The following is a 13,652-nucleotide window of genomic DNA, read 5'->3' on the forward strand; positions in this document are numbered from 1 at the left end:
AGCCGCATGCACAGAAAAGCACGAAAGCTCCTGCTCGCCATCCTCGCCGCGGTGGCGGTGCTCGTCACCGTCATCGCCCCGGGACAGGCCACCGCCGGACCGGCGCCCGAAGGCGCCGCGCCCGCGGACGCCGCACCCGAGGCGGCCGTGCCGTGGCTGAAGACCGAGGGCAACCGCATCAAGGACGCGGCGGGCAACCCCGTCACGCTCCGCGGCGTATCGATGATCGGGCCGCGCCACAACAACGAGTGCAGCGCATGCAACCCCAAGCCGATGGCGGAGCTCATCAACCGGGCCACCGACCCCGCCCTGGGCTGGCACTCCAAGGTGATCCGGCTGCCCGTCACCGAATGGGCGCCCAACGACTCGCTCAGCCTGGAGGAGAACTTCCGCCAGCACATCGACCCGTACGTCCAGCAGGCCGTCGCCCGCGGTGTCTACATCATCGTGGACCTGCACAAGGTGCAGGACTACGGCGGCACGAGCGGGATGCCGCAACAGCGCGTCCTCGACTTCTGGTCGTACGTCGCACCGAAGTACAAGGACATCCCGAACGTCATCTTCGAGGTCTACAACGAGCCCATCAACCCCGACTCCTGGGCGACCTGGAAGAGCTACATCCAGCCCGTCGTGAACAAGGTCCGCGCCGTCGCCCCGAAGAACCTCATCCTCATGGGCGGCCCGCAGTGGAGCACCCGCGTCAACCAGGCCGCCGCCGACCCCGTCAGCGGCGGGAACATCGCGTACGTCTACCACCTCTACCCCAACCAGGGCGCGGCGACCGCCGCCAACCTCGACGCGAAGTTCGGCAACGCCGCGAAGAAGATCCCGGTGATCCTCACCGAGTTCGGCTGGAACCCGGAGGGCCCCTGGTCCGACCCGGTCACCAAGGGCACCACCTCGGGCTGGGGCACGCCGCTGCGCCAGTACCTGGACGCACGCCCGGAGATCAGCTGGGTGGCGTGGGCGTACAGCAACTACTGGAAGCCCATGATGTACGACCACGACTGGAACCTGCTCGGCGGTGAGCACCAGGGCCAGTTCATCAAGCAGTGGCTGGCCGAGAAGAAGACCGCCGACCAGCCCGCACACGGCTGACCCGGCACACAGGCTCCGCCGCCCCCGGCGGCGGCGGAGCCCGCCCAGCGTCAGCTCCGCCGGCCCTCGCTGTCCCGCCCGGCTCCCCACCACCGCCCGTCAGGTGGTGAAGCGGTACGTGCCCGCCGTGGCGCGGTAGACGGCGTAGCGCTCGCCGCCCGGCGTGGTCTCGTGCCGCAGGAAGCGGACGCCGGAGGGAGCGGAGATCGCGGCGCCGCGGACCGGTACGCAGACCTCCGCGGTGGTGTTGTACGGCACGGTGACCTCCATGCCGATACGCCCGTCCGCGTGCCGGCGCCACTGCGAAGCCACCGTGCCGCGGACCGTCTCCAGGCGGGCCGCCACGTGGTCGAGCGTCGTGGGGGCGAGGTCGGTATCGCCGGGTCCCGTGGGGACTTTGCTGTTCACGGCGGCCGAGGGGATGTGCGGGCGGATGCGCAGGGTCGCGTACGCGGGCGAGGTGGGGCGGATGCCGGCCAGGCTCTGGTAGAACCAGGTGGCGACGTTGCTGCGGTAGTGGTGGTTCAGCGAGCCGCGGGGCGACCAGTTCTCCCACAGGGAGGTGGCGCCCTGGGCGATCTGGTCGGCGTAGCCGGGCGGTCCTGCCTGGGTGACGGCCTTGAGCGCCACGTCGGTGTGGCCGTAGTCGCTGAGGATGTTGAACTCGTACCGCGAGCCGTACATGTCGTTCTGGATGTGGTGGTCCGCGGCGGTGATGCGGTCGGCCAGCAGTCGGGCGAGCGCCTTGCGGTTCTCCTCCAGGGGCCGGGTGCCGGCGAGGTGCCGCGGGTCGTTCGCGGGCAGGTCGGAGCCGGGAACGAGGTCGAAGGCGATGGCCATGGCGTTCTCGCTGGAGATGCTGCCCTGGGTGAAGTGGCCGGCAGCCTCGTCCCAGTAGTTCTCGATGAACGCCGCGCGCAGCGTCCTGGCCCGGTCCCGGTAGTACGCGGCCCGCCCGGACCTGCCGAGGAGTTCGCCCACCTCGTCCATGTAGTCGCAGAAGTGGACGTAGAACGCCAGGCTGATGACGGCGTTGTCGCCGGGCGCCTCGGCGCCGGAGTACGCGCCGAGCGCGGCCCGGAAGCGGTAGTTGCTCTCCGGCGTGAACAGCGTCTCGTAGTACGTGAGCAGGGCGTCCTGGTGCTCGTACAGCTCGGTGTACAGGGAGCGGTTGTCGTAGTACGTGTGCAGTTCGCGCGGCATGACGAAGTAGGCGGAGTCCCAGGCGGGGACGGCCTTCCAGGTGAGGTTCCAGCCGGGCGTGCGGTCGTAGCCGTAGCCGCCCTTGGCCGCCGGCAGGATCATGGGGAGCTGACCGGTGGAGATCTGGCCGTCGGGGAAGCCGCGCAGGTACTTGGTGAAGGCGGCGTTGACGTCCCAGGTGAGGGACTGCGACTCGGAGCTGGCCATGGTGTCGCCGGTCCAGCCGTTCTTCTCCCGCGAGGGCGTGTCGGTGGGCTTCTGGACGAGATTGTTCTGCTCGGCCCACTCCAGGTTGCGCTGGATGCGGTTGAGCAGGGCGTTGTCCGTGGTGAAGGTGCCGGTGCGGGCGAAGCCGGAGCGGGCGACGTGCACGTGGAAGAGCCGGGAGTCGCGGCGCGGGTCGACCGCGCGGCCCAGGGCCGCGTCGAGGTTGCGGACCTCCAGGTAGCGGAACCCCCAGTGGCTGAACTGCGGCTCCCAGGTCTGGTGTGCCGCAGCGCCGAGCGTGTAGTAGTTCGTCTGCAGGTTGGCGTCGTGGAAGTAGTTCTCCTCGACCGGCGTGAGCGGGGCGTCCGGCGTGCCGTCGCCGGAGATCTGATTGGCGCCGGACATGCGCAGCGTGACGCCTGCGGACGCGCGCGGCACGCCGGTCAGCGACAGCACCGGGAAGCCGGTGACGATCTGGCCGAAGTCGAGGATCCAGGCGTCGGAACCGGGCGCGCTGCGCCGCATCGAGACGGGGTGGAGGGTCTGGCCGACGACGACCGGCTCGGCCTCGTGGGCCCGTATCCGCGCCGGGGAGAAGCCGTCCGGGACGGTGGTGGCGGGCAGCGGCCCGTGGTACTCCGGGGCGGGGGCCTGGCAACTGCCCGGCTCGACGAGCACCGTGGCCGGCGTCCACCGGCCACCCGTGCGCGGGCCGGAGCCACGCCGCCAGTCGCCGAGTGCGGCGGCGAGCCGGGCGTCGTACTTCTCGCCGGAGTAGACGGAGTCGAAGGTCGTCGGGCCGTCGGCGGTCTTCCACGACCCGTCGGTGACCACCGCCGTGGTGGCGCCGTTCGCGTACGTCACCACCAGAGCGGCCCGCATCCGCGGTGCTCCCGCGTACGGGGCCATGTGCCAGTACCACTCCTGCGGGGTGGTCACGCCGTACCAGCCGCGGCCCAGCTCGGCGGCGAGCACGTTCTCGACGCCGGGGCGGACGAGGCGGGTGACGTCGAAGGTGTCGTAGAGCACGGTCCTGTCGTAGGTGCTGTGGTCGGTCAGCAGCCGGGGCACGTTGGACAGGTCCGCGGCCGGCGGCCGGCCGTCGGTGGTCAGCGGCTCGCCGTTGACGGTGAAGGCGACGTTCCCCGCGGCGCTGAGGTACAGCCGGGCCCGGGCGACCTCGCCGCGCGGCAGCGGCTGCGCCGTGCGGAGCAGGGGGGCCGGGTTGGCGATCGGCAGCATGGCGTTCTTGGCCACGAAGGTCAGCCCGGCGGACGTGCCGACGCCGCTCTCGAAGGGGTTCGCCCCCGCGGTGAGGTCCGCGTCGAAGCGGGGCGCACCGGTCCCCTCGACGCGTACGGTACGCACGACGGCGGAGCTGCCGGAGCCGAAGCCGATCGAGCCGTGCCTGCGGATCTGGTCCCCGTGCAGGGTGCGGGAGTCGACGCGGACACCGTTCACCGACGTGGTCACGGTGGTGCCGTGCGCGGTGAGGACCACGGTGTGGTCCCGGTCCGCCCAACTGGCGGGCGTCAGACCCGTGCTCTCCGGGACGTCGACGGTGGCGACGGGCACCGAGCGCACGCCGGTCGCGGTGGGGTTGGTCTCGCTCTGCGGATCGTAGTGGTCCACGCCCCAGTCCGGCTCCGACGTGCCGTCGTCGACCCAGGTGTTGCCCGCGTAGTGCAGGGTGGTCATCTGGAGCCGGATGCGGCCGTCCTGCTGCCGGAGCACCCAGCTCAGCGCCTCACCCCAGGTCTTGCCCACCGGCTCCGCGCGGAACAGCAGCGCCAGTCCCGCCGCGGGGTCGTCACCGCCGCGGAACACGACGGTCTCCGTCAGATCCCGCCAGTCGTGGTCCTGCGGCTCGCGACCGCCGATCCACCGCGCCCCGGCCCAGCCCCGCCCGCCGTCCAGGAGGCCGGTCTCCCAACGCGCCGGTTCGCTCCAGCCGGTCGCCGTGCCCCGTTCGTCCCATGCCCGGACCCGCCAGAAGTACGGACGTCCAGAGGCCAGTTCGCCGCCCTCGTAGGGCACAGCGGTGCTCTGCGCGCCCGGAACCCTGCCGCTGCGCCACATGTCGGCGCGGCCCGGCGCGGTGCCGACCTCGATCTCGTACGCGGACTGCCTGCCCACCTGCGGAACCCAGCTGAACACCGGCGCGGTTTCGGTGCCCAGCGGCTCCGTCACCGAGTTGACCTGCAGGCCGGCCACCGCCCGCGAGCCTCGCGCGGTGGACTCCGGGCCCGCGGCGCCGGCACCGGCGGCCTGCGCGGGGAGCGCGAGCCCCGCGGCACCGGCTCCGACCGCCCCGACGGCGCGGCGGCGGCTGAGGAAGCTGCGGGGATCCGCCGGCATCAGAACCTCCGTTGATACGATTCAAGAGTCGCGCCGGAGGTTAGCGGGGCAAGGAACTGGACGCAATCGCCCGCACAGAGGGAATCCGGGAGACGCGTGTCCGGCAAAAGAATTGAACGATTCAAAGAGGCCCGTAGCGCTCGGCGTGGTCCGCCCGCAGCGCGGCGTCGAACTCCTCGATGCGGGCTGTGAGCGTCGTGACGAGTTCGGGGTAGTGCCGGGAGAGGTCGTAGCACTCCCCGGGATCGCGGGCGAGGTCGAAGAGCTGCGGCAGTTCCTCGGTGGGGGAGAAGGCGCGGCCGGTGAAGTACGGTCCGGGCACGCGGCCCACGTGCAGCTTCCAGTCGCCGCGCCGTACGGCGTTGCAGTTGCCGACGGACGGTGTCCGCTGGTCGTCGTAGGAGAAGATGTCGCCGCGGTCCACCCGCCGGCCGGTGGTCAGCGCACGCAGAATGCTGCGGCCGTCGATGGTGCGCTCCGGGTCGGGCTCGACGCCCGCGGCCTCGAGGAAGGTCGGGAGGATGTCCACGAGGGAGGTGGGCTCGCGGTAGGTGACCCCCGCCGGCACGACGGCCGGCCACTCGACCACGAACGGCACGCGCTGGCCGCCCTCGTACGTCTCGGCCTTGCGGCCGTACAGGTCCCCGGCGCTGCCGACGTACCACGGCCCGTTGTCGCTGGTGAAGATCACGCAGGTGTTCTCGCGGACGCCGAGGGCGTCGAGTTCGTCCAGCAGCACGCCCACGTAGTGGTCGATCTCCTCCACCGAGTCGCCGTGCGGGCCCGCCGCCGAACGGCCCGCGAACTCCGAGGCGAGGGGCTCGTGCGGCTGGGTGATGGCGAGGTAGACGAAGAACGGCCCGCCGGCGTGGGCGCGGATGAAGGAGACCGTCTCCTCCGTGTACCGCCGCGTCAGGCTCGCCTGGTCCGGCGGCTCTTCGGCGATCTCGCGGTCGTCGTAGAGCGGCAGCGGCGCCATGTCGTTGGAGTACGGCAGACCGAAGTAGCGGTCGAAGCCGTGCTCCATGGGGTGCAGTGCGGGGTCGACGGCGGGGTTGCCGAGGTGCCACTTGCCGATGTGGGCCGTCGCGTAGCCCGCGCCCTTGAGATACGTGGCGAGCGTCGTCTCGCGCGACGACAGCCCGTTGGTGTGGTCGGGGAAGAGCACGGTCGCGAGGTTCACGCGCGGCGCGTAGCAGCCGGTCAGCAGCGAGGCGCGGGACGGGGTGCAGGTGGGGGCGCCCGCGTAGAAGTCGGTGAAACGCATACCGCGGCGCGCCATGCCGTCGATGGCGGGCGTTTTCACCAGCGGCGAGCCGTAGCAACCGGGGTCGCCGTAGCCGAGATCGTCGCAGTAGACGATGACGACGTTCGGTGCGGCGGCCTCCTCGCCGTGGGCGGGGACGGCGGCGGTGACGCCGGCGACGGCGGCCAGGCCCATGGCGCCGGAGCCCTTCAGGACCGTCCTGCGGGTGGCGGATGCCGTGGAAGAAGCGGCTTCACCGGGTTGGACGCTCATACGGTCGTCGTCTCCTTCCGCGCCGCGGCCTCGGCGGCGACGTCGTCGCGCAGTTCCTCCAGCGGCCCGCGCAGTTGCTCCACGACACCGGGGTGGAGGGCGGCCAGGTTGTACGCCTCGCGGACGTCGGCCGTGACGTCGAACAACTGCGGCATGTACGCGGTCCTGTTGGCACCGAACGCGACGTGCAGCTTCCAGCGGTCGCTGCGCACGGCGTTCAGCCACTCGTTAAAGAAGAGGTAGACCGGTCCCCGGCCGGGGGAGGGGCGGCCGGACAGCAGCGCGGACATGTCCTCGCCGTCGAGGCCGTCCGGCGGGTCCACTTCGGCGAGCGTGCACAGGGACGGCACCAGGTCCAGCAGCGAGCGCGGCGTCCGGTCGCGGGTGCGGCGGGTGACGGACGGCCGGGAGGCGAGGAACGGGACGCGGACGCCGCCGTCGAAGACCTCGGGTTTGCGGCCGCGCCGCTCCTGGGTGCGGCCCTCATAGCGCGGTCCGTTGTCGCTGGTGACGATCACCAGCGTCCGGTGCGTCAGTCTCCTGCGGTCGAGGTGGCGCAGGAGCACGCCGAGGTAGTGGTCGAGCTGCTCGACCAGGTCGCCGTAGGCGCCGGCGGCCGACGCGCCGTGGAAGCGGGGCTCGACCCGGTAGGGGGCGTGCGGCCCGAGGTGGGAGAGGACGGCGAGGAACGGGCCGTCGCGGTGGTCGTCGACGAAGTCGAGGGCGGCGTCGGTGAGGCGGCGCGCGGCCGTCGCCGGGTCGGCGTCGTCCACGACGGCCTTCCGCCCCTCGTACCAGGCCAGCGGCATCACGTCGGTGCCGTACAGGGTGCCCTCGAAGCGGCCGAAGCCGTGATCGAGCGGGTGCCGGCCCGGTCCCGCGCCGAGCCGCCACTGACCGAAGAGCCCGGTGGCGTAGCCCGCGCTCCCGAGCAGCTTCGCGACGGTGACCGCGTCCGGCGGCAGGCCGGCGTCGGTGCCGGGGGCGGTGGAGGCGGGCAGGCCGTAACGCGCCCCGTAGCGCCCGGTGAACAGGCCGGCGCGGGACGGCGTGTCGGTCGAGGCGGCGGCGTACATCGCCTCGCAGACGACGCCTTCGGCCGCAAGCCGGGTCATCGCGGGCGTACGGATGAGGCGCGAGCCGTAAGGGCCGAGATCACCGATGCCCAGGTCGTCCGCCAGAACCACGACAACGTTCGGTGGCACCATGACCCCGCCTCTCTCTCATGACAGGAACATGTCGACCATAGAAGACTTCCGTCAGGCGGCCAACACCTTTGGCGACGGGAGGGCGAACTTTCTCCACGGTGAGGCGAAAGTGCCGAAGCCTCGCGTCAACGTCCCCGGTGCCCGGTGCGGTCCGGTCACCGGGGACGCGGCGGTCACCGCACGGCCGGCTCTACCACTGAGGGGAAGGTGCGCCGGGCGCGAGCGGCGTGGGAGTGCCGGTCTCCTCGGGGACGGGCGTCGGCTCTCCCGGCTCCTCGCCCGGCGTGCCGGGTGCCGAGGGAACGGGCGTCGGCTCTTCCGGCAGCTCGCTCGGGGTGTCAGGCGCCGAGGGGACGGTGGGGGTCTCGCTCGGCGTGCCGGGCTCCGAGGGGACGGGAGTCGGCTCGCCCGGCACCTCGCTCGGAGTGGCGGACTCCTGCGGGCCGGAGCCGCCGGCCGGCTTCTCGGTGCCGGTGGTGGCGTGGGCGAGCGCGCCCAGGCCGCCGACGGTCAGGACGCCCGCGGCGGTGGCGGCGAGGATCAGACGGCGCGGACGCCTGCGGTGAGGGGTCGTCAAGGTGACTCCCGGTGCGTGGTGGTGGACCGGCCCCGGCGGTCGCCGGGGCCCTTGCATGAGAAGTACGGGCCCGGGGACGCCCCGGGTTGCATCGCCTGTCCCGGAGAAGTTCAGCCCGGCTACGTGCAACCTCCGGCCGCCCGCTCACGTAGAGGACTGTGAGAAGCGGTGTGTGAGCCGAAGGGCGGGGTGGGTGAGGGAAGCGGTACGGGAGCGGGAGTTCCGGGAGTTCGCCGAGGCCCGGCAGGCGGACCTCAGACGCAGCGCGTACCTGCTCTGCGGTGACTGGCACCAGGCCCAGGACCTGACCCAGACCACCCTGATGAAGCTCTACGCGGCCTGGGGGCGGGTCCGCCGGGACGGCAACGTGGACGCGTACGCCCGTACCATCCTCACCCGCGTCTTCATCGACCAGCTCCGCCGCCGCACCTGGCGCGAGGAACTGGTGGAGGAGGTGCCCGAGGCGCAGCCGGCGCCCCCGGCCACCCGCGAACTGCGGCTGGTGATGCAGTCCGCGCTCATGGAACTGCCGCCCCGGTACCGGGCGGTGCTGGTGCTGCGGTTCTGGGAGGACTGGAGTGTGGAGCAGACCGCCGAGGCGCTCCGGGTGAGCCCGGGAACGGTCAAGAGCCAGAGCGCGCGGGGACTGCGCCGGCTGCGTCAGCTCCTCGGAACGCTCGCCCAGGAGGTGAACGGAAGGTGAGGCGGGAGATGGACGAGCAGGAGTCCGCCGACCTGCACCGCGCCTTCGCGGCCATGGCGGACGATCCCACGGCGCCGCCGATGCCCAGCGTCACCGACGCGGCCGTCGACGGCGGACGCCGTATCCGCCGCCGCCGCGCCGTGGCGGCCGCCGGAAGCGCGCTGGCGGTCGTCGCCCTTGCCGTCGGCCTCGCGGCGGGCCTGCCCGGTCCGGGTGCCGAGGACCGTTCCAGGCCCGCCACCCCGCCGCCCAGTGGTCCACCGGCGTCGCCTACGCCGTCCACGCCTCCGTCGGAGGTCCCCAGCGGGGTCCCCACACCGACGCGGAACGACGACGGCGCCGATGCCCCGGGAGTGCCGTCCACCGGGAGTCCCCCGTCCACCGGCTCCCGGTAGCAAGCCGGTGCGCCCGGGCCACGGCACGAGGCCCTGTCCCGCGTCCCCGCCACGTGCCCAGTCGCACACCGGGGCGGCGCGGCAGAGCCGCCGCACCGCCTACTCGAAGAACTTCAGGCTGTAGCCCACGTCGGTGGTGCTTCCGGGGACGTTGGCGCGCCGGTACGTGGTGTTGCTCCACCACACCGCCGTCCCGGAGTACCAGAAGCGGTTGGACCACGTGTACGGGGTGCCCTTGGCCACCGCGTGGAACATCGTGGGGAAGCGGTTGCCGGACGGCGGACCGGCGTTCACGTCGCCCTGCGGAAGGATGAACGTGTGGTGGCCGGGACCGTTGACGTTCACCGTCGGTGTCCAGCCGGACATCATGGACGGCGCATGCGAGCCGAACAGGCAGCCGTTGCTCTTGTACCAGTCCCAGACGTAGGTGGGATCGCCGCCGGCCCTCAGCCGCAGGTCGGCGATGCAGTACTTGTCGCTCCAACTGCCGTTCGCGGAGTAGACGACGTGCAACTGGCCACTCGGGTCGACGATCGGCTGGGGCGCTTCGTTGATGTACGGGTTGCCCACGACGCGCTCCCACGGCTCACGCGGCTGCGAGATGATGGAGCGGCTGCCGGTGGAGGCGGTGGGACTGCTCATCCGGGCGACGTAGAGGTTCTGTTCGACGTTGGTGTCGCCGGCCCAGCCCGACCACACGAACCAGCGCTGCCCGCCGAACGTGAAGGGCACTCCGTCGATGGCCCACTTGTCGCCGGGCAGGGCGACCTTCACGGCCGCGGAGTATCCGGACGTCGGGTTCGGGGAGCCGATGTGGTACATCCGGTGGGCCGCGCCGCGGCCGGCGGCGAAGTAGATGCGGTACTGGCCGTCGTGGTGGACGATCTCCGGCGCCCAGACCTCGCCCAGATTGGCGGTGTCCTGCCACACCTGATGCTTGGGGGCGGTGGCCACGTCCTCCGGCGTCGACGCCGTCCGCACCGCGATCCCGCCGTCCACCGATTTGGCGGAGACGTAGAGGCTGCCCACCTTGATGACGCTGGGGTCGGCGCCGCCGACCAGGGCGCGGCCGAGCGTGGAGGGCGGATCCGCCGTCGCCGCCGTCGCTGCTGCCGCCGCCTCCTGGGCCGGCGGGCCGGCGGGTCCGTCGCCGGGCCGGGTGGCGGTGGCGGTCTGTCCGAGAGCGAGTACGCCGATCAGCCCTAACGGGACGGCACCGGCAAGCCAACGGGAAGTGCGCATCACGTCTCCTTCTGGCGTGTACATGACTGAGAGCGCTCTCAACTGTCACAGCGGCGGGGAACCCTGTCAAGGAACGGAGCCGCCGTACTGCGAGCGGGCCGCGGTGCGCAGAGTGGGACAGCGCCACCCCGTCGCGACGTGTCCGCGCGGGGTGGCGCTCGCTCCCACGCGGAGCCGGCGCGGGGATGCCGGGCTAACGTCCGTACACCTCGAACGAGAACAGCGAGTACCCGTACTGGGTGTTGCGCTGCGTTCCGTACATGCGGACGTATCGCGCGTCGGCGGAGAGGGGGATCGTCTCCACCCCGCCCGGTCCGCTGGTCGTGGAGTGGACGTCGGTCCAGGCGCCGCCGTCGTCCGAGACCTGGAGCCGGTAGCTCTTGGCGCTGGCCGTCTCCCAGTGGAGTTTCACGGTGCCGATGGCCACCGTGGCGCCCAGGTCGATGCTCAGCCACTGCGGGTCCGAGTAGTCGGATCCCCAGCGGGTGGTGTCCTGCCCGTCCGTGGCGTTGGCCGGGGCCAGTTCGGGGACGCGGGTGGAGGAGGCGGTGGCGGGCTTACCGCGTGCCAGGTCCGAAGCCGCGTGGACCTCCAGGCCCCGCAGCGAGAAGCCCCGCCTGGTGTGCCGCTTGGTGAGGTTCAGGCGGACGAACCGCACCGGCTGAGGGCTGATGGCCAGGGTCCGGGTCCCGCCGGATCCCGAGGTGGTCGAGTGGACGGTCCGCCAGCTCTCCCCGTCGGGGGAGACCTCGACGGCGTACGCCTGCGCAAAGGCCGTGTCCCAGTGCAGTCTCACCGCGTCGGCGATCTGCGGCGTCAGCAGGTCGACCATCGCCCATTCGTCGTCCGAAGGCGCCGAGCCCCAGCGGGTGCGGGGGTTGCCGTCGGTGAGGAAGTGGGCCCCGACGGAGGTGTCCTGTTCGGAGGAGGTGAGCACCGGGCGGCGCAGGGCGACGTCGTTCGCCGTTGCGCCGAGGGTGACTCCCGCTCCCTGGCGGTCGCCGTCGGGGAGGGTGGCGGTTTCGCGGGTGACCTCTCCGAACCGGGTGAGGGTGACGGCGACGGTGACGCCGGGCGCCTGCGGGGCGGAGACGGTGATGACGGGCGCGCCGGTTCCCGACTCGTCGAGGATGACCATGCAGGGCTCGTCGACGGCGAGGGTCACCCCCTTGCGGATCTCCGCGGTGCCGGGGGAGTAGAAGAGGAGCTCGGAGATGCCCAGACCGTCGTGGCGTACGCCTTGCAGGGAGGTGCTGTTGGCGAGCACCCGCACGGGCAGGTGCTGCGCGTATGCCACGGCCTGGCCCTGGTCGACGCCGGGCCGGACGACGTAGGCGTACGTCGCGTCGCTCGGCTCCGTACCGTGGTCGAGCCAGAGGCCGAACACGTCCTCGGTGACGGGGGCGGGGTCCTGGCCGGTGGCGATGTCGGCCCAGGACCCGGTGACGGTCTCGTTCCTGACGGTCATGGCGACCGGCTCGAAGAAGGCGTATCCGGTGCCGTCGTGGTAGGCCCACGTTCCGGTACGGGTGCGGGTGGCCCCCGGCTCGACGGTGCTTCCGGCGGCGACGACCCTGCCCACCCGGCGGGTCTGGTTGAGCGTGGTCACGACGGGGTTCGGATCGGTGGAGGTGATGCCCGCGCCGAGCGCGACGAACTCGTCGTCGAAGCAGAAGTAGCCCTTCCGGGCGGTGGTGCCGTACTTCTCCATGTCCAGGGCCGCGGCGCCGTAGAGCCCGTTGTCCACGCCGCCGACGAAGGTGGTCGACTGCCGGTAGGGGTTGCTCGCGTCCAGGGGGACCACGACCGCGGGGTTGGTGCATCCGGGCAGGCGGGACCAGTCCCACACGGGGAACAGGTTGCGGTACTCGTCTCCCCTGCGGGCGATGAACGTGGTGCCGAAGGGGACCCAGTACAGGTAGTTCAGTCTTCGGGGGTTGGAGGAGCGCCACTCGGAGCCGATGGTGCGCGCGGAGACCATCTTCACGGTCACGCCCCAGCCGGGGCGCTTGTGGGCGGCGAAGTCCGAGCGCCAGAAGTACTTGTGGCCCCTCAGTCCCGTGTCGCTGCTCTGGAGGGCGATGTTGCGCCGCAGCCGGCCGAAGTGGCCGGCCTGTCCCGGCAGGACGTCGTCCATCCGCCGGAGGGCTTCGAGGGTGCGCTCGGCGTTGCTGCGGTACCGCGGGGCGGGGTTGAGGAAGACGTTGAACTCGGCGTGGTCCCCGTTGATCATCCAGCGGGTGCCGTCCAGGACCCAGCTCGCGTAGTCGTAGACCGACGCGGGCGAGAACGCGTAGGAGGTACGTCGCAGGACGTACAGCCACTGCGCGACGTCGGTGAGCATGCTGCGGCCGTACCCGGCCGAGTAGAGCTGGTCTCCGTGCTGGTGGTAGCTGAGGTCGCTCTGGATGCCGTCGCCCGTGTTGAGGAGGATCGCGCGGGCCATGGCGTCGCGGCCGGAGGCGACGAGGGCGGGGTCAGGAGTGAGCAGCCCGCGGAAGATGACGTTCTGCGCGTACCAGACGGCGTTCTGGCCGGTGCCCGACGAACTGCTCTGCAGGACGCCGACGATGTCCGCCGTGCGGGCGGCGTCGAGCTGTCCGTGGAGGAGCAGGCCGATGCGCCCCAGGCGGAGCTGGATGCCGATGCCCCGCTCCCACCAGTTGACGTTGGTCGGCTTCACCCGGAACCAGTGCTCGACGCCCTTCTCCACGCCGGCCAGCAGCGCGGGGTCACGGTGGCGCGGCCCGGCCGGATTGGCGTACGCGGCGGCCATGGCCTGCATCCGGTCCAGCGCCCGGTACGGCGACCACGCCGCCCCGTTGGCGGCGCTGTTGGTGGCGGAGTAGTCCACGTCGCTCCACGAGCCGTCGGCCCGCTGGGCGGACAGGTACTCCATGGCCTGGCTCTGGTACGTCCATTCCACCCGGGCGGTGGTGCCGTCGTCGAGCCAGTCGTGTGCGAGGTAGATACCGAGCAGGGTCGAGCGGATGTCCGCGAGGTCGCCGGTGGTGCCGGCGAACGCCGACGGTACGCGGCCCAGCGGGCCGCCGGCCGTGATCAGCGCGGCGAGCGCCGCGCTGGAGGAACCCAGAAAGACTCGGCGTGAAACGGTCACGACGAGACTCCTCTCTGCGAGGTG

General features: G+C 71.8%; 9 protein-coding genes. 3 read left to right on the forward strand and 6 right to left on the reverse strand.

The features are described 5' to 3' along the window. The first annotated feature begins 6 nt into the window (after nt 1-6). Nucleotides 7-1,098, forward strand: a complete 1,092-nt coding sequence (locus DMB38_RS35845; RefSeq protein WP_125938695.1) for a glycoside hydrolase family 5 protein — start codon at nt 7-9, stop codon at nt 1,096-1,098. Between the two features lie 99 nt (nt 1,099-1,197). Here the strand turns inward: DMB38_RS35845 and DMB38_RS35850 are convergent, their stop codons facing one another. From DMB38_RS35850 to DMB38_RS37620, 4 genes are all read right to left on the reverse strand, one after another. After that, nucleotides 1,198-4,866: a family 78 glycoside hydrolase catalytic domain gene (locus DMB38_RS35850; RefSeq protein ID WP_125938696.1), complete on the reverse strand. Its 3,669-nt coding sequence runs from the start codon at nt 4,864-4,866 to the stop codon at nt 1,198-1,200. A 121-nt stretch (nt 4,867-4,987) separates the two neighbouring features. Beyond that, nucleotides 4,988-6,385 carry a sulfatase gene (locus tag DMB38_RS35855; protein WP_125938697.1) on the reverse strand — a complete coding sequence of 466 codons (1,398 nt, stop codon included), beginning with the start codon at nt 6,383-6,385 and terminating at the stop codon, nt 4,988-4,990. Continuing rightward, nucleotides 6,382-7,593 (reverse strand): sulfatase-like hydrolase/transferase, encoded by a 1,212-nt coding sequence (locus tag DMB38_RS35860; protein WP_125938698.1) that lies wholly within the window; start codon nt 7,591-7,593, stop codon nt 6,382-6,384. Before DMB38_RS35860 ends, DMB38_RS35855 begins: the two co-directional genes overlap by 4 nt. 190 nt (nt 7,594-7,783) lie before the next feature. Next, nucleotides 7,784-8,170 carry a hypothetical protein gene (locus DMB38_RS37620; RefSeq protein WP_125938699.1) on the reverse strand — a complete coding sequence of 129 codons (387 nt, stop codon included), beginning with the start codon at nt 8,168-8,170 and terminating at the stop codon, nt 7,784-7,786. 193 nt (nt 8,171-8,363) lie between these two features. Here DMB38_RS37620 and DMB38_RS35870 point away from each other — a divergent pair, with 193 nt between their 5' ends. Continuing rightward, nucleotides 8,364-8,873: a SigE family RNA polymerase sigma factor gene (locus DMB38_RS35870; protein WP_125939493.1), complete on the forward strand. Its 510-nt coding sequence runs from the start codon at nt 8,364-8,366 to the stop codon at nt 8,871-8,873. Nucleotides 8,874-8,881: 8 nt separating this feature from the next. Then, entirely contained in the window at nt 8,882-9,268 is a 387-nt protein-coding gene (locus DMB38_RS35875; RefSeq protein ID WP_125938700.1) for a hypothetical protein, read from the forward strand. Nucleotides 9,269-9,367: 99 nt separating this feature from the next. On the opposite strand, the gene DMB38_RS35880 is transcribed toward DMB38_RS35875, so the two are convergent. Together DMB38_RS35880 and DMB38_RS35885 are read right to left on the reverse strand one after the other, a co-directional pair. Further along, complete coding sequence (locus tag DMB38_RS35880; RefSeq protein ID WP_240662652.1) at nt 9,368-10,510, reverse strand: glycoside hydrolase family 43 protein; 1,143 nt, start codon at nt 10,508-10,510, stop codon at nt 9,368-9,370. A gap of 193 nt (nt 10,511-10,703) precedes the next feature. Further along, on the reverse strand, nt 10,704-13,628 hold the full coding sequence (locus DMB38_RS35885; RefSeq protein ID WP_125938701.1) for a polysaccharide lyase family 8 super-sandwich domain-containing protein: 2,925 nt from the start codon (nt 13,626-13,628) through the stop codon (nt 10,704-10,706). Between the last annotated feature and the right edge of the window lie 24 nt (nt 13,629-13,652).

This window comes from Streptomyces sp. WAC 06738, assembly GCF_003945505.1.
Classification (GTDB): Bacteria; Actinomycetota; Actinomycetes; order Streptomycetales; family Streptomycetaceae; genus Streptomyces.